This window comes from Pseudomonas purpurea, assembly GCF_039908635.1.
Classification (GTDB): Bacteria; Pseudomonadota; Gammaproteobacteria; order Pseudomonadales; family Pseudomonadaceae; genus Aquipseudomonas; species Aquipseudomonas purpurea.
Genome location: NZ_CP150918.1, coordinates 4607547 through 4630493, shown reverse-complemented (window position 1 = coordinate 4630493; position 22947 = coordinate 4607547). Strand labels below are relative to the sequence as shown.

General features: G+C 61.3%; 16 protein-coding genes and 2 pseudogenes. 7 read left to right on the top strand and 11 right to left on the bottom strand.

Annotated elements, in window-relative coordinates:
- Positions 1-24 precede the first annotated feature (24 nt).
- The 7 genes from treP to tadA all read left to right on the top strand — a co-directional run bounded on the left by treP (position 25) and on the right by tadA (position 9629).
- Positions 25-1467, top strand: a complete 1443-nt coding sequence (treP, locus tag AABM54_RS20660) for a PTS system trehalose-specific EIIBC component (RefSeq protein WP_347901831.1) — start codon at positions 25-27, stop codon at positions 1465-1467.
- Positions 1468-1655: 188 nt separating this feature from the next.
- Complete coding sequence (gene treC, locus AABM54_RS20655; RefSeq protein ID WP_347901830.1) at positions 1656-3302, top strand: alpha,alpha-phosphotrehalase; 1647 nt, start codon at positions 1656-1658, stop codon at positions 3300-3302.
- 92 nt (positions 3303-3394) lie between these two features.
- Positions 3395-4618, top strand: a complete 1224-nt coding sequence (locus tag AABM54_RS20650; protein WP_347901829.1) for a carbohydrate porin — start codon at positions 3395-3397, stop codon at positions 4616-4618.
- A gap of 61 nt (positions 4619-4679) precedes the next feature.
- Positions 4680-7217, top strand: coding sequence for a phosphoenolpyruvate--protein phosphotransferase (gene ptsP, locus AABM54_RS20645; protein ID WP_347901828.1), 2538 nt, complete (start codon positions 4680-4682; stop codon positions 7215-7217).
- Between the two features lie 2 nt (positions 7218-7219).
- Complete coding sequence (locus tag AABM54_RS20640) at positions 7220-7507, top strand: PTS transporter subunit EIIB (protein ID WP_347901827.1); 288 nt, start codon at positions 7220-7222, stop codon at positions 7505-7507.
- A gap of 248 nt (positions 7508-7755) precedes the next feature.
- Positions 7756-9132: a multicopper oxidase family protein gene (locus AABM54_RS20635; protein ID WP_347901826.1), complete on the top strand. Its 1377-nt coding sequence runs from the start codon at positions 7756-7758 to the stop codon at positions 9130-9132.
- Entirely contained in the window at positions 9132-9629 is a 498-nt protein-coding gene (tadA, locus tag AABM54_RS20630; protein WP_347901825.1) for a tRNA adenosine(34) deaminase TadA, read from the top strand. Before AABM54_RS20635 ends, tadA begins: the two co-directional genes overlap by 1 nt.
- A gap of 137 nt (positions 9630-9766) precedes the next feature.
- On the opposite strand, the gene cmoB is transcribed toward tadA, so the two are convergent.
- The 11 genes and pseudogenes from cmoB to AABM54_RS20575 all read right to left on the bottom strand — a co-directional run bounded on the left by cmoB (position 9767) and on the right by AABM54_RS20575 (position 22824).
- Complete coding sequence (cmoB, locus tag AABM54_RS20625) at positions 9767-10723, bottom strand: tRNA 5-methoxyuridine(34)/uridine 5-oxyacetic acid(34) synthase CmoB (protein WP_347901824.1); 957 nt, start codon at positions 10721-10723, stop codon at positions 9767-9769.
- On the bottom strand, positions 10720-11463 hold the full coding sequence (gene cmoA / locus AABM54_RS20620) for a carboxy-S-adenosyl-L-methionine synthase CmoA (protein WP_347901823.1): 744 nt from the start codon (positions 11461-11463) through the stop codon (positions 10720-10722). Before cmoA ends, cmoB begins: the two co-directional genes overlap by 4 nt.
- Positions 11464-11700: 237 nt before the next feature.
- Positions 11701-12336, bottom strand: a complete 636-nt coding sequence (locus tag AABM54_RS20615) for a lysoplasmalogenase (RefSeq protein ID WP_347901822.1) — start codon at positions 12334-12336, stop codon at positions 11701-11703.
- A gap of 2 nt (positions 12337-12338) precedes the next feature.
- Positions 12339-12731 (bottom strand): protease inhibitor I42 family protein, encoded by a 393-nt coding sequence (locus tag AABM54_RS20610; RefSeq protein ID WP_347901821.1) that lies wholly within the window; start codon positions 12729-12731, stop codon positions 12339-12341.
- A 126-nt stretch (positions 12732-12857) separates the two neighbouring features.
- The gene (locus AABM54_RS20605) at positions 12858-13250 is read right to left on the bottom strand and encodes a hypothetical protein (RefSeq protein ID WP_347901820.1); all 393 of its coding nucleotides are present in this window, start codon (positions 13248-13250) and stop codon (positions 12858-12860) included.
- A 245-nt stretch (positions 13251-13495) separates the two neighbouring features.
- A pseudogene (gene lon / locus AABM54_RS20600) lies at positions 13496-15917 on the bottom strand (endopeptidase La).
- A gap of 123 nt (positions 15918-16040) precedes the next feature.
- Positions 16041-16442, bottom strand: coding sequence for a HEAT repeat domain-containing protein (locus AABM54_RS20595; protein ID WP_347901819.1), 402 nt, complete (start codon positions 16440-16442; stop codon positions 16041-16043).
- Positions 16430-16768 carry a hypothetical protein gene (locus AABM54_RS20590; RefSeq protein ID WP_347901818.1) on the bottom strand — a complete coding sequence of 113 codons (339 nt, stop codon included), beginning with the start codon at positions 16766-16768 and terminating at the stop codon, positions 16430-16432. The genes AABM54_RS20595 and AABM54_RS20590 overlap by 13 nt, the downstream gene beginning before the upstream one ends.
- A 131-nt stretch (positions 16769-16899) precedes the next feature.
- Positions 16900-17271: a DUF6124 family protein gene (locus AABM54_RS20585; protein ID WP_347901817.1), complete on the bottom strand. Its 372-nt coding sequence runs from the start codon at positions 17269-17271 to the stop codon at positions 16900-16902.
- A gap of 1559 nt (positions 17272-18830) precedes the next feature.
- Positions 18831-21243 (bottom strand): annotated as a pseudogene (locus AABM54_RS20580) (glucose/quinate/shikimate family membrane-bound PQQ-dependent dehydrogenase).
- A gap of 198 nt (positions 21244-21441) precedes the next feature.
- Entirely contained in the window at positions 21442-22824 is a 1383-nt protein-coding gene (locus AABM54_RS20575; protein ID WP_347901816.1) for a carbohydrate porin, read from the bottom strand.
- Between the last annotated feature and the right edge of the window lie 123 nt (positions 22825-22947).

The window sequence follows — 22947 nt, the reverse complement described above, 5'->3', positions numbered from 1 at the left end:
AAAAAACAATGTGGATGAAAAAGCATGAGCCACGATTATCCGACTATCGCCCGCGAGCTGCTCCAGAGCCTCGGTGGCGCCGATAACCTTGAACAGGCCGCGCATTGCGTCACGCGTCTGCGCCTGGCCCTCAAAGACCCTGGCCTGGTCGACAGCGCGACGCTGAATCAAATCGATCTGGTCAAAGGTTCGTTCTTCACCGGTGGTTTGTTCCAGGTGGTCATTGGCCCTGGCGAAGTGGAGAAGGTCTACGCCGAACTCCGCCAGCAGACCGGCCTTGCGGCCTCGACCATCGCCGACGTGAAACAGAAGGGCGCCGACAAGACCAACGCCATGCAGCGTCTGGTGCGGGTGTTCTCCGATGTGTTCATGCCGATCCTGCCGGCGCTGATCATTGCCGGCCTGCTGATGGGCGTGAACAACCTGATCGGCGCCAAGGGCATGTTCATCACGGACAAAACCCTGCTTGAGGCTTACCCGACGCTGGACGGTGTCTGGAGCCTGATCAACCTGATGGCCAACACCTCGTTCGTATTCCTCCCGGCGCTGGTGGGCTGGTCGGCGGCCAAGCGCTTTGGCGGCAGTGAAATCCTCGGCATCGTCCTGGGCCTGATGCTGGTTCACCCCGATCTGCTGAACGCCTGGAACTACGGCAAAGCGGTGGCCGGGCTGGATGGTCAGAGCCTGCCGTACTTCGATATTTTTGGCTGGTTCAAGATCGAGAAAGTCGGTTATCAGGGGCAGATCCTGCCGATCCTGCTGGCGGCCTATGTGATGAGCGTCATCGAAAAATGGCTGCGGGCACGGGTACCGAATGCCATCCAACTGCTGGTAGTGCCGATCACCACCATCGTCGTCACCGGTGTGCTGGCGCTGGCCGTGATTGGCCCGGTGACCCGGCACCTGGGGATTCTGATCACCGAAGGCGTGGTCACCCTGTTTGACCTGGCGCCGATGGTCGGCGGGGCGATTTTCGGCCTGCTCTATGCACCGCTGGTGATCACCGGCATGCACCACATGTTTCTTGCTGTCGACCTGCAACTGATCTCCACCCAGGGCGGCACGTTCATCTGGCCGATGATCGTCATGTCCAACCTCGCACAGGGCAGCGCGGCACTCGGAGTGTTCTACATGAGCCGCAATGCGCGGGACAAAAGCATGGCCTCGACCTCGGCGATTTCCGCTTACTTCGGCATCACGGAACCGGCGATGTTCGGCGTCAACCTGCGCTACAAGTTTCCGTTCTACGCCGCCCTGCTGGGGTCGGCGCTGGGCTGCATGTTCCTGTCGCTGAACAAGGTCCAGGCCTCGGCGATTGGCGTCGGCGGGTTACCCGGTTTCATCTCGATCATCCCGCAGTTCATTCCGATGTTTGTGGTCGGGATGATCATTGCGATGGTTGTGCCGTTTGTTTTGACCTGTGGCTTGAGCATGAAAATCGTCCGGCCTGGGTATCGCGTTGCTTAACCAGGCAGGGCACACCTGTGGCGAGGGAGCTTGCTCCCGTTCGGCTGCGAAGCAGCCGTAAACCGGCTGGCGCGGTGTGCTTGGCTAAATGCATTTACTAGTTCTTGGGCCGCTGCGCAGCCCAGCGGGAGCAAGCTCCCTCGCCACAAATGAACAATGCTCAGCGCATTTATTTAAGGATTTGAGCCATGCAAGACTGGCAGCGTTCGGTGATCTACCAGATCTACCCGAAGAGTTTTCACAGCCACGCTGGCAACGCCACGGGCGATCTGCTCGGGGTGGTGGCCAAGCTCGATTACCTGCAATGGCTGGGGGTCGACTGCTTGTGGCTCACCCCGTTCCTGCGCTCGCCGCAGCGCGACAACGGCTACGACATCAGCGATTACTACGCCATCGACCCGAGCTACGGGACCATGGCCGACTGCGAATTGCTGATTGCCGAGGCGGCCAGGCGCGGCATCAAACTGATGCTCGATATCGTGGTCAACCACACGTCCATCGAGCACACCTGGTTCCAGCAGGCGCGCTTGAGCCTCGACAACCCGTACCGCGATTTCTACATCTGGCGTGATCAGCCGAACAACTGGGAATCCAAGTTCGGCGGTTCGGCCTGGGAGTACGAGGCGCAAACCGGCCAGTACTTCCTGCACCTGTTCGACCACACCCAGGCCGACCTGAACTGGGACAACCCGTTGGTGCGTGCCGAAGTCTTCAAGCTGATGTGCTTCTGGCGCGACAAGGGCGTGGGCGGTTTTCGTCTGGACGTGATCAACCTGATCTCCAAACCGGCGGACTTCCCCGAGGACGACACCGACGGTCGGCGCTTCTACACCGACGGCCCGAACGTGCACGACTACTTGCAGGAAATGCACCGCGAAGTCTTCGACGGCCACGACCTGATCAACGTCGGCGAGATGTCCTCCACCAGCCTTGAACACTGCATTCGTTACTCGCGGCCCGACTCGAAAGAGCTGTCGATGACCTTCAATTTTCATCACCTGAAGGTCGATTACCCGAATATGCAGAAGTGGGTGCGCGCCGATTTCGACTTCCTCGAACTCAAGCGCATCCTCAGCGACTGGCAAACCGGTATGCAGGCCGGGGGCGGCTGGAACGCGCTGTTCTGGTGTAACCACGACCAGCCGCGAGTGGTGTCGCGGTTTGGCGATGACGGCGAGCACCGGGTGGTCTCGGCGAAAATGCTCGGCACCGCGCTGCACTTTTTGCAGGGCACGCCGTTCATCTACCAGGGTGAAGAATTGGGCATGACCAATCCGGGTTTTGAGCGCATCGAACAGTACCGCGATGTCGAGACCCTGAACATCTACCGCTTCAAGCGCGAAGCCGGAGAGTCCGAGGCGTCGAGCATGAGCGCGATCATGCAGAAATCCCGCGACAACAGTCGCACTCCTATGCACTGGAACGCGCAACCCAATGCCGGTTTCAGCAGCACCGAGCCGTGGATCGGCGTGCCGGCCAACGCCACGCTGATTAACGTCGAAAATCAGCTCGACGACACGACTTCGGTGCTGCACCACTATCGCCAGTTGATTGCCTTGCGCCGCAGCGAGCCGTTGATTCAGGACGGCGTGTTCCGCCAATTACTGGCCGACCATCCGCACGTTTGGGCTTATCTGCGCGAGGGCGAGGGCGAACGGTTGCTGGTGGTGAACAACTTCTACGGTGCGCCGTGCGAAGTCCGTTTGCCGGACGGGATCATCAGCGATCAACTGGCGCAGCGGCTGGTCATCAGCAATTACTCCGACCATGAGCGCCGATCTGCGCAGCTGTTCTTGCGGCCTTACGAGTCGTTCGTGCTGCACCTGACTGAATAAACAAACCCGATTTCACAACTCGCAGAACCCTGCGCGGGGACGCTTTACGCGCAGGTTTTGCCCAGCAAACAATAAAAATAATGGGGTGGTTCTTGAAGACATTACTCAATCGCAGCCTGGCGGTGTCCTGTGTGTGCCTGGCATTGCCGCTTTCGGCCCACGCGCTGGAGTTTGCCGGTTACTTGCGCAGCGGCGTCGGGACCTCGGTCAACAGCAGTTCGCAATCGTGTTTCCAGTTGCCCGGCGCACAGTCCAAATACCGTTTGGGCAACGAGTGCGAGCAGTACGCGGAACTGGAGTTGCGCCAGGACTTGCTCACCCTCGACGACGGTTCGGTGCTCAGCGTCGACGGCATGGCGTCGCTGTACAACCAGTACGACCGCAACCTGACTTTCCAGGGCGACAACGGCTCGGTGCGCATGCCGCAGATGTACGCCCAGTGGTCGAACATGCCGAGCCTCAATGGCGGTTCGTTGTGGGCCGGTCGGCGTTACTACAAGCGTAACGACATCCACATTTCCGATTTCTACTACTGGAACCAGAGCGCCACGGGCGGCGGTATCGAGGACGTGAAGATTGGCGACCTGAAATACAGCTACGCCTTTTCGCGCAAGGACAACCTCTACCAGAAGGACTACGTCACCCGGCACGACTTCAACGTCGCCGGGTTCAAGACCAACCCGGACGGTGAGCTGGAATTCGGCCTGAGTTACCTCGACAAACCGGACCGGCGCGACGCCCATGCAGGTTGGGCAATCACCACCCAGCACGTGCAGAAAAACTTCTTCGGCGGCAAGAACAAACTGGCCCTGCAGTACGGCGAAGGCCCGGGCACCGGCCTGGGTTACACCGGTAATGTGGGCCTGGACGACAGCAACAAAAGCTATCGTCTGGTGGAGTTTTTCGACTGGCAGGTGACGCCGCGTTTTGGCGGGCAGGTCGAGGCGGTCTATCAAAAGGACATCCGCCCGGACGGCAACGATCAGAACTGGATTTCCTTAGGCATTCGTCCGGCGTACGCGATCACCGAACAGTTCAAACTGGTCACCGAGCTGGGCCACGATCAGGTCGAGGCGCCGGGCGGCACGCGCAAACTGAGTAAATTCACGTTCGCCCCGACCTGGTCCCCCAAAGGCCCGGACTTTTGGGCACGCCCCGAGGTGCGTCTGTATTACACCTACGCGAGCTGGAACGAGGCGGCCAAACGGGCGGCCAATGAACTGGCGGCGGGCTCGGCGTTATCCGACACGGGTGCCTTCGGCACGGCGCGCCATGGTGCGAACGTCGGATTGCAGGTCGAGTACTGGTGGAAATAAGCGATGCTGGCGGGGCTCGCGCTCCATCGGCACTTCAAAGAACAAAACCGCAGGTGACGTCATGACCACAACCCAACCACTGCAACTGCTGGCGCCGCTGTCCGGGCTGCTGATGCCGCTCGATCAGGTGCCGGACCCGGTGTTCGCCAGCCGCGTGATCGGCGATGGCCTGTGCATCGATCCGACCTCGCAGACCCTCTGCGCGCCGCTGGCCGGGGTGGTCAGCAACCTTCAGCACACCGGGCATGCCATCAGCATCACTGACGACAACGGTGTGCAGGTGTTGCTGCACATCGGCCTGGACACGGTGAACCTGGCGGGCAAGGGGTTCAGTGCGTTGGTCGAGGAAGGTCAGCGCGTGGAGGCCGGGCAGCCGTTGATCGAGTTCGATGCCGATTACGTGGCCGTGCATGCACGCAGCCTGCTGACCTTGATGCTGCTGGTCAGCGGCGAGCCGTTCAGCCTGTTGATGCCGGACAGCGGTCTGGTGGCGAGCGGGCAGCCCTTGCTGACGGTGAATGTTTCAGCGGAGCGCACAGCCGTTGCGGCGCAGGAGGAGGGCGAGGCGTTGTTCTCCAAACCGGTGAACCTGCCCAACCCCAATGGCCTGCACGCGCGTCCGGCGGCGATTTTCGCGCAAGCGGCGAAGGGCTTTGCCGCGAACATTTGCCTGCACAAACAAACGGTCAGCGCCAACGCCAAGTCATTGGTGGCGATCATGGCGCTGCAAACGGTGCAGGGCGATGCGGTGCAGGTCAGCGCCGTGGGCGAGGATGCCGAACAGGCGATCAACACCCTGGTGGAGTTGCTGGCGGCCGGGTGCGGTGAAACGCTGATGGCGCCGGTGAAGAGCGAGCCGATTGTGGCGATTCCCGTGTCATCGATGAACCTGCTGCGCGGTGTTTGTGCCTCGCCAGGTTCGGCGTTTGGCCGGGTGGTGCAGGTGGCGCAGCAGCGCTTTGAGGTGGATGAGTTCGGCGCGGATCAAACGGTTGAGCGCGCACGTTTGACGCAGGCCTTGAGGCTGGCGGACCAAGCGTTGCAGACCTTGCGTGACAACGCCGTCGGCGAGGCTCAGGCAGGGATTTTCCAGGCTCATCAGGAACTGCTGCAAGACCCGAGTCTGTTGGAGCAGGCCCAGGCGTCGATGGCCGAGGGCAAGAGCGCGGCATTCGCCTGGCGGGGCGCCACCGAAGCAACGTCGGCGCTGTTCAACAGCCTGGGCAGCACGTTGCTGGCCGAACGGGCGCTGGACCTTGCCGATGTCGGCCAACGGGTGCTCAAACTGATTCTCGGGGTGCAGGAGAGTGCCTGGGACTTGCCGGAGCAGGCGATCCTGATCGCCGAACAACTCACCCCGTCGCAGACCGCAGGCCTGGACACTCGTAAAGTCGTGGGGTTTGCCACGGTGGGCGGCGGCGCGACCAGCCATGTGGCGATCCTCGCCAGGGCCTTCGGTTTGCCGGCGGTGTGCGGCTTGCCCCTTGAAGTGCTGACACTGGCCAGCGGCACGCAAGTGCTGCTCGATGCCGACAAAGGTGAATTGCACCTGAACCCGACGTTATCGGCCATCGAAGCGCTGCACCATCAGCATCAACAGCAACGCCAGCGTCACCAGCGTGAGCTGCAAGACGCAGCGCTGGCGGCCACCACCCGCGACGGTCATCACATCGAGGTCACGGCCAACGTCGCCTCGCTGGCCGAAGTCGAGCAGGCCCTGAGCCTGGGCGGCGCAGGCGTTGGCTTGCTGCGTTCGGAGTTCCTGTACCTGGAGCGCCACAGCGCGCCGACGTATGACGAGCAAGCCCAGACCTACAGCGCCATCGCCCGCGCCCTCGGCCCGCAACGCAATCTGGTGGTACGGACCCTGGACGTGGGCGGCGACAAGCCTCTGGCGTACGTGCCGATGGACAGCGAGACCAATCCGTTTTTGGGCATGCGCGGGATTCGCCTGTGCCTGGAGCGGCCGCAGTTGCTACGCGAGCAGTTGCGGGCGATTTTGAGCAGCGCGGCGCTGGCGCGCCTGCACATCATGCTGCCGATGGTCAGTCAGCTGTCGGAGCTGCGTCTGGCGCGGCAGATGCTGGAAGAAGAGGCGCTGGCCCTCGGGCTCACGGAACTGCCGAAGCTGGGCATCATGATTGAAGTCCCGGCCGCCGCATTGATGGCTGATCTGTTTGCCCCCGAGGTGGACTTCTTCTCCATCGGCACCAACGACCTGACTCAATACACCCTGGCCATGGACCGTGATCACCCGCGATTGGCCAGCCAGGCCGACAGTTTTCACCCCTCGGTGCTGCGCCTGATCGCCAGCACCGTCAAAGCCGCGCACGCCCATGGCAAGTGGGTCGGTGTGTGTGGCGCGCTCGCTTCGGAAACCCTGGCGGTGCCGCTGTTGCTGGGGTTGGGCGTGGATGAGCTGTCGGTCAGCGTGCCGCTGATTCCGGCGGTCAAAGCCGTGGTTCGCGAGGTCGACCTGGTCGATTGCCAGGCGATTGCCCAGCAAGTGCTGGGCCTGGAAAGCGCCGATCAGGTGCGCGAGGCGCTGCGCCTGTATCACGCGGCCACTGTCGATACTTCATTGGCTCTGGAGAACTGAGCATGTTCGAGAAAATGCAGCGGGCGTTCTGGAAGGCCCTGACCCCGGACCTGGTGGTGGATGAGCCGAAGGTGGCGCAGGTTGAGTCCGGATTGGCGCCGGATATTGTGGCCGCGTTGGGGGGTGGGGATAACCTCAAGTCGCAGCAGCCGGTGGCGTTGACGCGGGTGCGGGTGGAGTTGAAGGATGCCACCCGGCTGGACGAGAACGCCTTGCGCGCAGCGGGTGTGCCGGGAGTGATGACGTTGCCGGGTGGTGTGGTGCATTTGATCACTGGATTGGACGCGTAACCGAATCCAGTGGCGAGGGAGCTTGCTCCCGCTCGACTGCGAAGCAGTCGTAAAACCATCCAGCGCGTGGTGTCTGATGGAATGCGATTGCAGGTTTTAGGGCCGCTTCGCGTCCCAGCGGGAGCAAGCGCCCTCGCCACAGGTGATGTGTGTCCCTTTGCCGCCCTTACTGTTTCGCAATCGCAGGTGTATCGTATTCGCCTTTTGCGGGCGCAGGTCCGCCGCTGATACGTGAGGTAGTTGAGTCCATGTCCTTTACCCGTCGACAAATACTCGGTGGTTTGACCGGTCTTGTAGTGGTTGGCGTGGGAGCCGGCGGCGCATCGCGTTACTGGCTGGGGAAAATGGCCGACGAACAGGCCGGGCACGATTACGAACTGATCGCCGCACCGCTGGACGTCGAACTGGTGCCGGGCCACAAGACCGAGGCCTGGGCCTTTGGTCCATCGGCGCCGGGCACCGAATTGCGCGTGCGTCAGGGCGAGTGGCTGCGGGTGCGTTTCATCAACCACTTGCCGGTGGCGACCACCATTCACTGGCACGGCATCCGCCTGCCGCTGGAGATGGACGGCGTGCCTTACGTCTCCCAGCTTCCGGTGCTGCCGGGCGAATACTTCGACTACAAATTCCGCGTGCCGGACGCCGGCAGCTACTGGTATCACCCGCATGTGAACAGCAGCGAAGAGCTCGGTCGCGGATTGGTCGGGCCGCTGATTATCGAAGAGCGCGAGCCCACCGGTTTCAAGTTCGAGAAAACGCTGAGCCTCAAGAGCTGGCACGTCGATGAAGAGGGCGCCTTCGTTGCGTTCAGCGTTCCTCGCGAAGCCGCTCGCGGCGGGACGGCCGGGCGCTTGTCGACCATCAACGGCGTGTCGCAAGCCGTGGTCGAGTTGCCGGCCGGGCAGATCACCCGGGTGCGCTTGCTGAACCTCGATAACACCCTGACCTATCGCATCAACATTCCGGGCGTTGAGGCGCAGATCTATGCGCTGGACGGCAACCCGATCGAACCGCGCCCGATGGGCAAGGAATACTGGCTGGGCCCGGGCATGCGCATTTGCCTGGCGATCAAGGCACCCAAGGCGGGCGAAGAGTTGTCCTTGCGCAACGGCCCGGTGCGCCTGGGCACGTTCCGCTCGGTGGCCAACACCGACGCGCCGACCGAGTGGCCACCGGCCCTGCCGGCCAACCCGATCTCCGAGCCGGACATGGCCAACGCCGAGAAACTCAACTTCAATTTCGAGTGGGTTGGTTCGGTGTCGGTGAACGTCGACAACGGCAAGCCGCCGAGCCTCTGGCAGATCAACGGCCGGGCCTGGGACATCACCGACAAGACCTGCGCCGACCGGCCGATTGCGACGCTCAAGAAAGGCAAGACCTACATTTTCGAATTGAAGAACATGACCCAGTATCAGCACCCGATCCACTTGCACGGCATGAGCTTCAAAGTCATCGCCTCGAACCGCAAGAAGATCACCCCGTACTTCACCGACACCTACCTGCTGGGCAAGAACGAGCGCGCCCAAGTGGCGTTGGTGGCGGATAACCCAGGGGTGTGGATGTTCCACTGCCACGTGATCGACCACATGGAAACCGGCCTGATGGCCGCCATCGAGGTGGCGTGATGCGTCAGATTCGCCCCGCGCAGATCATCGACCGCAGCCGCGATCAGCATTTCATGCGCGAAGCCCTGGCCCTGGCCGCACAAGGTGCCGCCCTCGGCGAAGTGCCGGTAGGCGCGGTGCTGGTGCAGGACGGGGAAATCATCGGGCGCGGCTTCAATTGCCCGATCAGCGGCAGCGACCCCAGCGCCCACGCCGAAATGGTCGCGATCCGCGCCGCTGCGCAGGCAGCCAGCAACTATCGCCTGCCAGGCAGCACGCTGTACGTCACGCTGGAGCCGTGCAGCATGTGCGCCGGGTTGATCGTGCACTCGCGCATTGCCCGGGTGGTCTACGGGGCGCTGGAGCCTAAAGCCGGGATCGTGCAAAGCCAGGGACAGTTCTTCACCCAGGGCTTTCTCAACCATCGGGTGCTGTTTGAAGGTGGGGTGCTGGCGGACGAGTGCGGCACGGTGCTGAGCGAATTTTTCAAGGCGCGACGGGCCAAACCTGCGATCTGAGACACGACGCAAATCAATTGTGGGAGCGAGCTTGCTCGCGATGAGGGCCTTACAGTCAACAATGATGTTGAATGACAGTCCGCTATCGCGAGCAAGCTCGCTCCCACAGGGGATCTCTATTGGCAGGGGATCGGGCGTTATTTCCTGGCGACGATCACGGCGCGCATCGGTGCCGGCAGTCCTTCAATGGTCTTGCTGTGATCATCCGGGTCGAGGAAGTCGCTCAGGGACTGATACTTCATCCACTCGGTCCCGCGCTGTTCTTGCACCGTGGTCATGCTGACATCCACGCAGCGCACATCGCTGAACCCGGCGCGGCGCAGCCAGAGCATCAGCGCCGGCACCGACGGCAGGAACCACACATTACGCATCTGCGCGTAGCGGTCCTCGGGCATCAGCACTTGCTGCTCGTCGCCTTCGACCACCAGGGTTTCCAGCACCAGCTCACCGCCCTTGACCAGGCAATCCTTCAGCGCCAGCAAATGCTCGATCGGCGAGCGGCGGTGGTAGAACACGCCCATGGAAAACACGGTGTCGAAGCCTTCCAGGTTCGGCGGCAGGTCTTCGAAGGGAAACGGCAGGTGCCACGCGGATGGCTCGGACAGGTAACGCTGCACTGCCTGGAATTGGCAGAAGAACAGCCAGTTCGGGTCGACGCCAATCACGCTGTCGGCGCCGGCACCGAGCATGCGCCACATGTAATAGCCGTTGCCGCAGCCGACATCGAGGATGCGCTTGCCTTTGAGGTCAAGGTGCGGGGCGACCCGCGACCACTTCCAGTCCGAGCGCCATTCAGTGTCGACGTGCACGCCAAACAGGTCGAACGGCCCTTTGCGCCATGGTGACAAACCCATCAACGCGGTGCGCATTTGGGCGCGGGTTTCATCGTCGCAGTCAGTGTCCAGGGTCAAGCCGTTCAGCAAATCGACTTCACTCGGCTGGATCTTCGGCAACGCGTCCAGCGCACTCTGCCAGCGCTCCAGGTCGCCATGACCCTTTTCCATTTTTGCATCGAGTTGCGCTTGCAGGGTGTTGGCCCAGTCGGCCAGCGGTGTGCCGGCCAGACGGCGGGCGAGGGGAGACAGATCAATCATGGCAAGGCAATCAACGAGGCAAAGTTAAGACACTGGAACCACGGCACGACTTTCGAGAACCCGGCCGCCAGCAGGCGTTCGCGGTGTTCTTGGAGGCTGTCGGGCTTCATGACGTTTTCGATGGCGCTGCGCTTCTGGGCTATTTCCAGTTCGCTGTAGCCGTTGGCGCGTTTGAAGGCGATGTGCAGGTCGGTGAGCAGGGCGTGCTCCTCGCTGTCTTCAAATCGCAGTTTTTCCGAGAGGATCAGCGCGCCGCCCGGCAACAGCGACTGGCGGATGCGGCTCAGCAGTGCAGTGCGCTGGTCCGGGGCGATGAATTGCAGGGTGAAGTTCAACGCCACCACCGACGCCGGCTTGAACTCCAGCGCAAGGATGTCGCCTTCGATCACTTCAACCGGCAGCAACTCCTGGAACATCGAGTCCTGAGCGTTGAGGTATTCGCGGCAGCGCTCGACCATCGCCGCCGAGTTATCCACCGCGATCACCCGGCAACCGTCGGTGCGCACGTGACGGCGCAAGGCCTGAGTCACCGCGCCAAGGGACGAACCGAGGTCGTAGAGCACGCTGCCCGGTTGGGCGAATTGCGCCGCGAGCACGCCGAGGTTTTCGACAATGGTCGGGTAACCGGGCACCGAGCGCTTGATCATGTCCGGGAACACCCGCACCACGTCCTCGTTAAAGGCGAAGTCAGGCACCTGGGCCAGGGGTTGGGCGAAAAGGCGATCGGGTTCTTTGCTCACGGCGGTTCCAGCGGTGGAGGTGGAAAAGGCCGGCATTTTAGCCAAGTTGGCGAGGGGATGCGCGGGTTGTCTGATAAACCGCTGCGGACCATGACAATCCATTGTGGCGAGGGCGCTTGCTCCCGCTCGGCTGCGTAGCAGTCGTCTCCCGGTGAACGCATTTGGACGGGAAGAATGCGGGGCTGGGGTTGGGGCCGCTTCGCAGCCCAGCGGGAGCAAGCGCCCTCGCCACGGAGTTCAGCGCGGTTTTGGGTGGAACGCCGACGCCGTGATCCCCCATTGCCCCAGCCAGTAACTGAGGATGATCAGGTACGGCGCGGCGGCAAACGGCTCTACAAAACGGCTGATGCCGATCACGCTGTCCGAAAACACAAACGCCAGCGCACCCGCCGCCGCGAGCCAGGCCGAGCGCCTGGGCACGTCGGTGCCGAGCCGTGCCAGCGCCCGCCAGAGCATGGCGCTGATGGTCAGGCCATAAACGATCACCGGTATCAGCAAGGGGCCCAGGCCTTTGGACGTCAGCACCCACAGCAACACGGCGCCGGCCGCCAGCGCGATCAGCAGCGGCAACAGCGCCCAGCGACGACAGTCGCTCACATAGGCTTTCACGTACAGCAGGTGGGCCACCAGAAACGCCCCGAGGCCAAACACGAACAAGTCCATGGGCATCGCCAGCAGCACGTCGCCCACCAGAGAAAACATCAGGCCCAGGCTGATCCAGCGACGGTACTCGGTGGGCGGTGCATCGTGCAGCCAGCCGAGCAGCGCCAGCACCGGCAGCGGTTTGACCAGCAAACAGAGCAAGTCGGCATGAACGCTCGTCCCGTAGAGAAAGGTCACCGCGCCCATCAGCGCCAGAATCAGCCAGCCCATGATCAGTTCACCGTAATTGCACAGTCGAAGGTTTGCGCGGGCTCTACTTCCGGTTCCCACGGCTGTTGAGAGGTCAGGCGCAAACGCCCGGAGCCGGCGGCGAAGGCCTGGAAGCGCCAGGTCGATTGCCCGCCACTGCCCACCAGCCCGGTGTTCTGCGGGTTGGTGTAAACCTCAGGGCTGATCGCGTGCAGCACGCCACCGGCCGAATCCTGGATGGCCCAGCGATAACCCGTGGTCGGGTTGCTCGGCAGGGTCAGGATCAGGTTTTGACCGGCGGTGAGTGTGACCGGGCATTCGTCCTGCGCCTCCACTGTGACGTTCTGTTTCGGCGAACTGGCGCAGGCGGCCAGCAGGGCGAGGCTCAGGGGTAACAGCAGGCGGATGGGGGACATAGGGTCAAGCGCTCCGGTTTCACGACGAACGGCGAGCATAACCGAAGATGAAACAAATTGTGACCAGAGCCGGATTGAAGAATTTTCAGGGCATCGGGCTCTGGTGTAAGGGTGAAAAAGTAGAAGTTAAGTAGGGTTTAGTCCAGTAATGTCAAGCTCACCTTCGATATCGGGATTATTACCGTGGAAATTTAATTTAAACCTCATTTTGTATTTTTCATTCAGGTTATCCAATTGGGCATTGAAGGTTCCGGAGAAAGCGGAATGGTCACCCGTCGGCGTAATTAAAATAACCCGAGTGCCTGTGTCTGGCACAAATGCCTGTTCACCACTCGGAGTGGATGGATTGATCCACACCGAACAAGCGTTTTGATGAGTAAAGTCAATGCCCTCAAGCAATAGAGTGCCTTGATGGTTTTGCGCAACAACGATGGTGATGTTAAATAACTCTTTGCCGTACTGGCTTGCTTTGAAATAACCTGTTGATTTTGTTTCCTGTGCAGGTTTATTGGTCGACATGAAGATGCTCCCTAATCATTAAGCGCTAAATGAAGAACTAATATAATGAGGGGGTGGCGGGTGTGATACTGTTAGTTCTAACAGTTGTTTAAAACTATTCGCGCTTAGAAGTTAAGTTTTTAGATGATCAGCGGTGAAGTTTTGTAATTACGCTAGTGCTCAAGTGGTTCACGTGATGCGCTGTCGTTCAATACAAGCAGAGCGACCCGACAAAGGTCGGGTCGCTTAGTGTTGGGTTTGCCGGCTTAGAACAACACCTTCGCCACATCCGCAAACCGCTTGGCAAAGTGCACGGTAATCCCTTCCTTCAGGTAGTCCGGCAGTTCCTCGAAGCTGCCCCGGTTAGGCTCCGGCAAGATCAGCTCGAAGATCTTCTGGCGCCGCGCCGCAATCACCTTCTCGCGCACGCCGCCAATCGGCAGTACATGCCCGGTCAGGGTCAGTTCACCGGTCATGGCCACGCCTTTTTTCGGTGGCTGGTTGCGTGCCAGCGAGAGCAGGGCGCTGGCCATGGTCACGCCAGCGCTCGGGCCGTCTTTCGGGGTGGCACCTTCAGGCACGTGCAGGTGGATGAAGGCTTCGTCGAAGAACTTCGCGTCGCCACCGAACTGCTTGAGGTGCGAGCTGACGTAGCTGTAGGCAATCTCGGCGGACTCCTTCATCACATCACCCAGTTGCCCGGTGAGCTTGAAGCCACGGTTGAGGGTGTGAATGCGGGTGGCTTCGATCGGCAAGGTCGCGCCGCCCATGCTGGTCCACGCAAGGCCGGTGATGACCCCGGTGCCGGACAACACCTGTTCGTTGCGGAACACCGGCATGCCGAGGGAGGCTTCAAGGTCTTTGGGGACGAGTTTGATCACCGCGGTGGGTTCGTCGATCAGTTTCACTACGGCTTTGCGCACCAGTTTGCCCAGTTGTTTTTCCAACTGGCGCACACCGGCTTCGCGGGCATAGCCGTCGATCAAGGCTTTGAGCGCGCTGTCGCTGATGCTCAGGCTGGTTTTGGACACCCCGGCTTTCTCAAGCTGTTTGGGCCACAGGTGCCGCTTGGCGATGGCGACTTTTTCTTCGGTGATGTAGCCCGACAGGCGAATCACTTCCATCCGGTCGAGCAACGGGCCGGGGATCGAGTCCAGGGTGTTGGCGGTGCAGACGAACAGCACTTTGGACAGGTCCAGGCGCAGGTCCAGGTAATGGTCGAGGAATTCGACGTTCTGTTCCGGGTCCAGGGTTTCCAGCAGTGCCGAGGCCGGGTCGCCCTGGTAGCTTTGGCCCATCTTGTCGATCTCGTCGAGCATGATCACCGGGTTCATCACTTCAACGTCTTTCAACGCCTGGACGAGTTTGCCCGGCAGTGCGCCGATGTACGTGCGGCGGTGGCCCTTGATCTCGGCTTCGTCGCGCATGCCACCAACGCTGAAGCGATAGAACGGCCGGCCCAGCGATTCGGCAATGGATTTGCCGACGCTGGTCTTGCCCACGCCTGGCGGCCCTACCAGCAACACGATGGAACCGGAGATTTCACCTTTGTAGGCCCCGACCGCGAGGAATTCGAGGATCCGGTCCTTGATGTCATCGAGCCCGGCATGGTGCTTGTCGAGCACTTTGCGTGCGTGTTTGAGGTCGAGTTTGTCCTCGCCATAAACACCCCACGGTACTGCGGTGGCCCATTCCAGGTAGTTGCGGGTGACCGCGTACTCCGGCGAACCGGTTTCGAGGATCGACAGTTTGTTCATTTCTTCTTCGACGCGTTTTTGCGCCTGCGGTGGCAAGACCTTGCCCACCAGCCGCTGCTCGAACTGTTCGAGGTCGGCACTGCGGTCGTCCTTGGTCAGGCCCCAGCTCCTGCTGGATGACCTTGAGCTGTTCCTTGAGGAAAAACTCGCGCTGGTGCTCGCCGATCTTGCGGTTCACTTCGGCGGAGATTTCTTTCTGCAAACGTGCGACTTCGACTTCCTTGCGCAGCATCGGCAGGACTTTCTCCATGCGCTTGAGCATGGGCACGCAGTCGAGCACTTCTTGCAGCTCGCTACCGGTAGCGGAAGTCAGGGCGGCAGCGAAGTCGGTCAGCGGCGACGGGTCGTTGGGGCTGAAGCGGTTGAGGTAGTTTTTCAGCTCTTCGCTGTACAGCGGGTTGAGCGGCAGCAGTTCCTTGATCGCGTTGATCAGCGCCATGCCGTAGGCCTTGACCTCGTCGGTCGGCTCGCTCGGCTGGTGCGGGTATTCGACTTCCACCAGGTACGGCGGGCGATGGTGTTTGAGCCAGGTGCGGATGCGCACGCGGGTCAGGCCCTGGGCGACGAATTGCAGCTTGCCGTTTTCGCGGCTGGCGTGATGCACCTTCACCAGGGTGCCGTAGAGCGGCAGGGCAGAGGTGTCGAAATGCCGTGGATCTTCCGGGGGCGTGTCCATGAAAAACAGGGCAAGGGCGTGGTGGTCGGACTTGCTCACCAGCTCCAGGGTTTCGGCCCAGGGTTCTTCGTTGACGATCACCGGCAACACTTGCGCCGGGAAGAACGGCCGATTGTGAATCGGGATGACGTAGACCTTGTCCGGCAGGTTCTGTCCCGGCAGGGCCAGGCCTTTGCCTTCTGAGGTGAGGTGTTCGGCGTTTTCGGGGTCGGCGTAGTCGCTCGGGTTTTCGGGGAATGCTTGCTGGTCGCTCATGGGGCACCTGCGCAATGGGGTATGGAAGTTAGATGGGGCAGGTGCGGGGTGGTTTCAATGGGCAGCTGTTGTTAGCGGGTATTTCATGGGCGGTGTTCAGGTCGGGGACAGGTGCCTGAACCGCTACTGGCCGGACTCGGCCCTGGCCAGCAGGCTCGGCAGTTCGGGCTCTATTGCGTCGTGGGGCAGGTGCTGCAAAACGTCCTGGATGCTGGCGGCGTACATCGCTTCGATGGGCGCATCAGCCCATTCCAGTTCGCAGGCGGCGGATGCTCGAACGTTGAGGTAAGGCGAGGCCAGCAGCAGGCCTTTGAGCAACTCGATGGCATTGGCGGAACGTTCCGCCCCCAGCACCTCGGCGCAGCGTGCTTGCCAGTGCTGCGGCTGGCTCGTGATGCGCTCGCGCAGTTGTTCCCATTGCGCTGCGCTGAACCCGGCCAGGACGCCTTTTGCCACGTGCTCGCAGTGGTATTCGTTCCAGGGGCTGTTCTCGCGGTCGCCGATCCAGGCGTTCAAGGTGTCCATGGGGGTGTTCCGTGATCGGCGTTGCCGATGATTCGTTCGACCGTTGCCTGAGCTTCTCGCAAGCCCTGTTCAAGCGTTTGCAGGGAGTTTGCGTGGATCTGCGCGCAGGGACTGTGCCATTGCTCATGCTGGATGACGTAGACCCGGAACGCGCCGTCGGCACAGAACTCGGGATACCAGCCGACGTCGATCAGCAGGTTTTGCGGGTACTGGACCTGAAGCAGGTCTTCTTTCAAGGCGTCGAGCTGATCCTGCACGTCGACATTGTCGAGGGTCGACAGGTCATTGAACGTGACTGTGCCGTGGAGGTAACCGAGGTCGATCATATGGGCGCCGATGCCTTGAACGCAGGAGGGCGAAGTGTAATCAGGTTTGTTTCAGCACTGGCATTGAAATTGATCGCTCCCGCGCAGTGGAGTGTGGGAACGATCAAGGGATGAACACTCAACGTGGGCTTTTACAGCGGTTCTGGCTGATCAAAATTATCCAGCGCCTGGTCCACCAACAGTTGCCCTAACGAGATCATCTGCTGAATCGCCAACGCTACATGCCGACGCGTGCCTTCAAGTTCGAACGCCAAGTCACTGGCCATCACATTCAACGATGCCAGGGTTTCCGAGGCGTGGGCCAGCAAGGTTTCGTTATCCAGATCGGGGATGACTGCGAAGACGTTGGAGGGACGTTTGTCGGGCAGGTTGGCTTGGGCGAACGGCGGTTTCAGGTGGTGGTCCAGCGCACGCTCGGCGGCGTCGTGGAGTTTTTTGGAGTCGTTGGACGCGTAGGGGGAAGTGTTTGGGGTTTCAGGCGGATTTGGAGTGACTTTGTGCATGATGAAGCTCCCAGAGTAGTGGAGCTGCCACCGTCCGCGGTCAAACGAAATAGGGTGGCAACTGTACGCGGGTTGACCGACCGGGACTCTAGGAACCCGGCATACCCGAAGGTATCCCGCGCACAGCCGCCATAACATGAAATGACAGACATAAAAAAAGCGTCTGCTCATGAACAGTGGACGCTGTGCGCCTAGAGTGTACACGGACGGTCAAATCCGGTCGCTGAATTGGCAGCGACCACCAAAGACTAGTCATGCGGCTTCCCACCGACAACCTGAAAACCATGTCAGATGCTTCTCTGAATCCTACTCATGGATAAACGCTCAGCCTGTGGCGAGGGAGCTTGCTCCCGTTGGAGTGCGTAGCACTCCCAAAACCTGCAATCGGGTTTCGTCAGGCACACCCGATTCGCTGGGTTTGCGAGCGCTTCGCACTCGAGCGGGAGCAAGCTCCCTCGCCACAGTACGGTGTTGCCGCTATTCCGACTGATCGCCCACAAAAAAGGTGCACTTTCCGAGCGACAACCTGAAAAAACATGTCAGATGCTTCTCTGAATCCTACTCATGGATAAACGCTCAGCCTGTGGCGAGGGAGCTCGCTCCCGCTGGGCTGCGGAGCAGCCCTGAAACCTGCAATCGGGTTTCGTCAGGCACACCCGATTCGCTGGGTTTGCGAGCGCTTCGCACTCGAGCGGGAGCAAGCTCCCTCGCCACAGTACGGCGTTGCCGCTATTCCGACTGATCGCCCACAAAAAAGGTGCACTTTCCGAGCGACAACCTGAAAAAACATGTCAGATGCTTCTCTGAATCCTACTCATGGATAAACGCTCAGCCTGTGGCGAGGGAGCTCGCTCCCGCTGGGCTGCGGAGCAGCCCTGAAACCTGCAATCGGGTTTCGTCAGGCACACCCGATTCGCTGGGTTTGCGAGCGCTTCGCACTCGAGCGGGAGCAAGCTCCCTCGCCACAGTACGGCGTTGCCGCTATTCCGACTGATCGCCCACAAAAAAGGTGCACTTTCCGAGCGACAACCTGAAAAAACATGTCAGATGCTTCTTTGAATCCTACTCATGGATAAACGCTCAGCCTGTGGCGAGGGAGCTTGCTCCCGCTGGGCTGCGGAGCAGCCCTGAAACCTGCAATCGGGTTTCGTCAGGCACATACGGTTCGTTGGGTTTACGAGCGCTTCGCACTCGAACGGGGGCAAGCTCCCTCGCCACAGTACGGTGTTGCAGCTATTCCGACTGATCGCCCACAAAAAAAGATGCACTTTCCGAGCGACAACCTGAAAACCATGTCAGATGCTTCTCTGAATCCTACTCATGGATAAACGCTCAGCCTGTGGCGAGGGAGCTTGCTCCCGCTGGGCTGCGGAGCAGCCCTGAAACCTGCAATCGGGTTTCGTCAGGCACATACGGTTCGTTGGGTTTACGAGCGCTTCGCACTCGAACGGGGGCAAGCTCCCTCGCCACAGTACGGTGTTGCAGCTATTCCGACTGATCGCCCACAAAAAAGGCGACTGCCTCTCGGTAGTCGCCTTTTTCTTTACTGCCAGGAGTGCTTATTCCGACAGTTTGTAAGCGATCACGTAATCGCCCATTTTGGTGCCCAGGGAGCCGTGGCCACCGACGACGAGCAGGACGTACTGTTTGCCGTCCTTGCCGGTGTAGGTCATTGGCGTAGCCTGGCCGCCGGCCGGCAGGCGCGATTTCCAGAGCTCCTTGCCAGTGTTGACGTCATAGGCGCGCAGGTACTGATCCAGCGTGCCGCTGAGGAAGCCGACGCCGCCAGCGGTGACGATCGAGCCGCCCATGCTGGGCACGCCGACGGGCAGGGCCGATCGGCAGCGGCGAGCTGTCGCGGCTGGTGCCGTTCTTGCGTTTCCAGACTACTTTGTTGGTGGTCAGGTCGATACCGGCCACATAGCCCCAGGCCGGTGCCTGGCAAGGCACGCCGAGTGGTGACATGAACGGGTGCATGATCACCGCGTACGGCGCACCGGTGTTCGGTTGCACGCCAGCCGTTTCGCTTTCACGTTTGCTGCCGGCCGCCACTTCGGCGCGAGGCACCATTTTGGAAACGAATGCCATGTAGTTCGGGCTGGTGAACAGCATCTGGCGAACCGGGTCGACCGACACGCCGCCCCAGTTGAAGACACCGACGTTACCCGGATAGATCAGGCTGCCCTGGATCGACGGCGGGGTGTACTGGCCTTCGTAGCGCAGTTCCTTGAACTGGATGCGGCACAGCATCTGGTCGAACGGGCTCGCGCCCCACATGGCTTTCTCGTTCAGCTCCGGCGCCAGCAGGTTCAGGTCCGAGCGGGCCTGGGTCGGGGCGGTGTGATCGCCCGGGACTGCGCCTTGTGGCACCGGGATTTCGCGGATCGGCACGATCGGTGTGCCGTCGCGACGGTCGAGCACATACAGGCTGCCCTGCTTGGTCGGTGCAATCAGCGCAGGCTTGATGCCGTCGGCGGTTTTCAGGTCGAGCAGGGTCGGCTGGCTGCCGACGTCCATGTCCCACAGGTCGTGGTGAGTGAACTGGTAGTTCCAGCGCACCTTGCCGGTGGCCAGGTCCAGCGCAACCATGCCCGCGCTGAATTTCTCGGCGCCCGGTGTGCGGTCGCCCCCCCATTGGTCAGGCGTCTGGTTGCCCAGTGGCAGGTACACCATGCCCAGTTTTTCGTCGACACTGGCCAGCGACCACATGTTCGCCGAGTTGCGGCTGTAGATCTGGCCGGGAGCCAGCGGTTCGGTGGCGTCCGGGTTGTTGCTGTCCCAGTTCCAGACCAGATGGCCATCGCGCACGTCGAAGGCGCGGATTACGCCGGACGGTTCGTTGGTCGACTCGTTGTCGGTGACGTGACCGCCCATGATCACCAGGTCACGGGTGATTGCGGCGGGCGAGGTGGAGTAGTAACCGCCCGGCGTGAACGGGCCGATGCCCTGGGTCAGGTCAACCACGCCTTGATGGCCGAAGCCTTCGCAGATTTTGCCGGTGTCGGCATTCAGGGCGATCAGGCGTGCATCGGCAGTCGGCAGGTACAGGCGACGCGGGCACGCCTGGGCCACGGCTTTAGCTGCTTCGGAGACGGCGGCGGCCGAGGCATTGTCAGCCTTGGCGTAAGCGTTCTCGTCGTAGTAGGAAACGCCCCGGCAGGTCATGTGGGCGAAGCCCTTGAAGCCCACCGGGCTCTTGATCTGCGGGTCGAAACGCCAGAGTTCCTTGCCGGTGTCCGGGTCCAGCGCCAGCACTTTGCTGTGAGCGGTGCAGGCATAGAGCATGCCGTTGGCCTTCAGCGGGGTGTTTTCGTTGGTCAGCTCCACCGGGTCGCCAGCGGTCGGCAGGTCGCCGGTGCGGATGCGCCAGGCTTCTTGCAGTTTGCCGACGTTGGCCGGGGTGATCTGCTTCAGCGGCGAGTAACGGTCGCCGAATTCGCTGCGGCCATACGCCTGCCAGTCGCCTTCGGGCATCTGTGGCGCGGTGCTGGTCATGTCGGCGCTGTCACGGCCCAACTCGCCGAGGACTTCGCCGGGGTGGGTGAATTGGCTGGCAATGGCCGTTGCGCCCGCCAGTACCACGGCCACGCTCAGTGCGCCGGTGGCCATCGGTGCGGGACCATCGCGCAGTAACGGACGACGGAACCACGGCAGCAGCATGACCACGCCAAGGGCGAACCACAGCGACAGGCGCGGCACCAGTTGCCACCAGTCGAGGCCGATTTCCCACAGCGCCCACACGGTACTGGCGAACAGCACCAGTGCGTACACGCCCAGCGCCGCTCGGCGTGCTGCCAGCAGCAGGACCCCGGTCAGCAGCAGGCCGATGCCGGCCAGCAGGTAGTACAGCGAGCCGCCGAGCAGGCTCAGCTTGATCCCCCCGGCCAGCAAGGCCAGGCCCATTAGCAGAAGCACGATACCGAGCAGGCTCGGCAGCAGACGGCTTCGACTCAAAGCACCATCAGTGCTCATAGTGTGGTTCTCCGTGACGTTTTAAGTAGTCCCGCGCCTGTTTCACTGTAGATGACGATCAGGCATGGGCAGGGTTCAGTAAAAAGTTCAGTTGATGCATTCCCTTGCTCGCGATAGCGGCTTGCCATTCAGCACGGATGTCGACTGACAGACCGTCATCGCGAGCAAGCTCGCTCCCACAGGGTTGTGTGTCGTTGGTCAGAACGACGACTGGATTTTGATCCCGCCGATCAGCGCGTCATCGACCTTGTCCACGCCGCCCGGATGGCGGATGTATTGCAGGTTCGGGCGCACGGTCAGCCAGTTGCTCAGGTGCACGCCGTAATAGAGCTCGGCGCTGTATTCGGTGTCTTGCGGTGGCAGGTAGGTCGGGTTGTCGTAATCGAAGACGGCGTGCGCCTGGTTGGCGGCCTCGGCGTTCTTGCGATAGGCCGGGTTGACGTGAACCCGGGCCATGGCGAAACCGATGTCGTCCTTGGCGCGGGCGTCAAACAGGCCTTTGTAGACGACGCCGGCCTGGACGTAGTTGTCGACGGCGTTGGTTTTCTTGTCGTGCATCGTGCCGTTGGCGAACACGCTCAGGCCGCGTGAGTGGTCGCTGGCACGGCTGGTCAATTGTTGCTGCACGCCCAGCCACACGCCGTGTTTGCTTGAAGCGCTGCGGTAGGCTTCGCCGCTGAGGGCCGCCGGTTGGCCGTTGCGGTCCTTGTAAACATCGGTGGCGCTGGCGTTGCTGTAGTAGTAACCGGCGCGGTATTCGCCCGGCAGGCCATTGAGTTTCGGCGTCCACACCAGTTCCACCGGCAGCACGGCGCCCTGAGTGCCGCTGCCGCTGAGCTTGAAGCCGTTGTCGCGGTCCAGGTTCGACGGGTTTTGCTCGTAGGCACCGATCTGGGCATAGAGCTCGGGCGTCAGGTGATACTTGACCCGCAGCGCCCACTGGCTGACGGGCCAGTTGTACCAGATGCCGCCAGCCCAGTTGCCGACCTGGGAGCCGCAGAACGCCAGGTTCTGGAAGTCGCAAGGGAAGCTGTTGAAGTCTTCGCCTTCGCCGAAGCGGCCGACCTTGATGTCGAGTGTCTGGTCGAAGAACTTCTGCTGATACCACATCTGCGTCAGGCGCCAGGTCTGGCCACGGCCCCAGACTTCCTGGGCCGAGGTGAAGCCCGGTGCGCGCGGGTCGTTGATCCGGTCGTTGCTGATGTTGTCGCCGTTGCGCTTGGTGATAGTCAGCTGGAATTCAGCGTCGTTCCAGCCGAGGATTTTCTGCAAGTCCAGGTGCGTACCGAGGCCGAACTGGTCGCTGTAGCGCGCCGTGCGGTCGTGGTCGTAGCCACCGTGCAGGTTGCTGCCCATTTCACCGGTGTAATCGACTTTGAAGTCGTAGCCTTTTTCCGAAAGTTCGGTGCGCGTGCCGTTCCAGTCACCGAGCATCCACGGTGAATCGCTGTCGAAGGCCGGCGCTGCCTGAACGCAGGTGGCGAGGCCAAAAGCGCTGACGCTGGCGAGCAGGTTCAGGGGAATTACGCGGGAACGCGGGCGTCGGACAGCGCTGTCTTTGAGTGTCTGGAAGTCGGGCATGGAGGCAGTCTTAGATCTTTTTCTGGGGATGGACACGAATACCGGGCGCGCACCCGAATGCTGCAGCGGGTGCATGGACCGTTGATTTCAAGGAAGAAGGTGAAACGGTTCAGCGTGAAGGCC

Coding starts and splice junctions, on each gene's coding strand:
- ptsP (WP_347901828.1), top strand. CDS start 4,680: ATGACCACAACCCAACCACTGCAACTGCTGGCGCCGCTGTCCGGGCTG.
- AABM54_RS20635 (WP_347901826.1), top strand. CDS start 7,756: ATGTCCTTTACCCGTCGACAAATACTCGGTGGTTTGACCGGTCTTGTA.
- treC (WP_347901830.1), top strand. CDS start 1,656: ATGCAAGACTGGCAGCGTTCGGTGATCTACCAGATCTACCCGAAGAGT.
- AABM54_RS20585 (WP_347901817.1), bottom strand. CDS start 17,271: ATGCACAAAGTCACTCCAAATCCGCCTGAAACCCCAAACACTTCCCCC.
- cmoB (WP_347901824.1), bottom strand. CDS start 10,723: ATGATTGATCTGTCTCCCCTCGCCCGCCGTCTGGCCGGCACACCGCTG.
- AABM54_RS20605 (WP_347901820.1), bottom strand. CDS start 13,250: ATGTCGACCAATAAACCTGCACAGGAAACAAAATCAACAGGTTATTTC.
- tadA (WP_347901825.1), top strand. CDS start 9,132: ATGCGTCAGATTCGCCCCGCGCAGATCATCGACCGCAGCCGCGATCAG.
- AABM54_RS20575 (WP_347901816.1), bottom strand. CDS start 22,824: ATGCCCGACTTCCAGACACTCAAAGACAGCGCTGTCCGACGCCCGCGT.
- AABM54_RS20640 (WP_347901827.1), top strand. CDS start 7,220: ATGTTCGAGAAAATGCAGCGGGCGTTCTGGAAGGCCCTGACCCCGGAC.
- AABM54_RS20595 (WP_347901819.1), bottom strand. CDS start 16,442: ATGGACACCTTGAACGCCTGGATCGGCGACCGCGAGAACAGCCCCTGG.
- AABM54_RS20610 (WP_347901821.1), bottom strand. CDS start 12,731: ATGTCCCCCATCCGCCTGCTGTTACCCCTGAGCCTCGCCCTGCTGGCC.
- AABM54_RS20590 (WP_347901818.1), bottom strand. CDS start 16,768: ATGATCGACCTCGGTTACCTCCACGGCACAGTCACGTTCAATGACCTG.
- AABM54_RS20615 (WP_347901822.1), bottom strand. CDS start 12,336: ATGGGCTGGCTGATTCTGGCGCTGATGGGCGCGGTGACCTTTCTCTAC.
- treP (WP_347901831.1), top strand. CDS start 25: ATGAGCCACGATTATCCGACTATCGCCCGCGAGCTGCTCCAGAGCCTC.